Source organism: Oleiphilus sp. HI0066 (assembly GCF_001635725.1).
The window spans coordinates 1-1160 of sequence record NZ_LWFH01000151.1 but is presented as its reverse complement, the minus strand read 5'-3'; the positions used below and the strand labels follow the sequence as shown (position 1 = coordinate 1160).

Here is a 1160-nt window from a genome sequence, read left to right as displayed (position 1 = left end):
CCACGTTCAATGGGCCTAGTTCTGGAAAATAAACCTTTCCTTGCGCGTCGATTCCGAGCTGATAGCTCTTACTTTCCTTACCATAAAGCTCTACTTTTAAGGTATCACCCGGACCAAGTACGTAATCATTTGAAACAGGAATATCATTCACTGGTTCAAATGTACTTGGAGCCCCTGCAAATAATTCATAACCGAAAGGTACTAATTTGCCTGCTTGATATCGTGCACTGGATTCTTCTTCTGGCACATCTCCTCGAGGCAAGGCTTGTTCACTTGGGTCTTGAGACTGCCCACTTCGAGTGAGTACAGAAACTTGCTGTTTAGTTTGTTCTTCTTGAAGACCACTACCACTCGTGCCACCGCCAAATTGGCTTAAATCGACGCCATACTGCGCAGCTAAAGCTTGTTGTTGCGTAGGATCCATACGCATAAATTGATCAATAAGAAGAGGATCCACATCGATGGCGGAAGCTGGCGTAATAACACTTACAAATAATGCAGGCGCTAAAAAAGAAGAGATAAATCGAGCAATTCTTTCCATGAAGCGATGTTTCTTGTCTTTACTGTTGTTGTTCTGTTTTCTAATCAGCATGCAGTGTACTACACGAATGTTTTTCGGCTAGAACTTTCATCGTTACCGTTACGTTAATGATGTCGTTTTTTTACTCAACCGTTTTTCTCAGAGGACTTTTCACAATAAGCGATTTACCACCCCTCCACGACCAGCTTGCCCATCAACTCGCCATTCTCTATCACTTGATGCGCAGCGAGCAGGTTCTTAGCATTAATAGGGCGATAGGTATCAGCTAACACACTCTTCAAAATACCTTCATCTAAAAGGCGTGAGACTTCCGAAAGAATATGACGTTGTTCGATCATGTCAGGTGTTTTGAACATTGCTCGCGTAAACATGAATTCCCACACCAAACTCGCCGATTTAGGCTTCAACTTATTCAAAGCCAGTGGCTTCACATTATCTACAATGCAGCAAATTTTGCCTTGCGGCTTAATGATGTCACACATTGCATCGAAATGTTGATCAGTATGACTACAACACAGTATGTAATCTGTGTTGTAGTAGCCAAGTGTCGAGATTTGCTGCTGAATATCGTCATGGTGATTTACAACATGCGCTGCACCTTGACTCACGCACCACTCAA

The 1160-nt window shown here is 42.8% G+C and carries 2 protein-coding genes; both read right to left on the bottom strand.

Translation table 11 applies throughout. The annotated features are described in order from the left end of the window. The coding region (locus A3738_RS02605) for a polysaccharide biosynthesis/export family protein (protein WP_197473530.1) at positions 1–592 on the bottom strand (592 nt) is incomplete at its 3' end. A gap of 113 nt (positions 593–705) precedes the next feature. Then, positions 706–1160, bottom strand: a 455-nt coding sequence (locus A3738_RS02600) for a zinc-binding dehydrogenase (RefSeq protein ID WP_231876507.1), incomplete at its 5' end; no start/stop codon positions are given.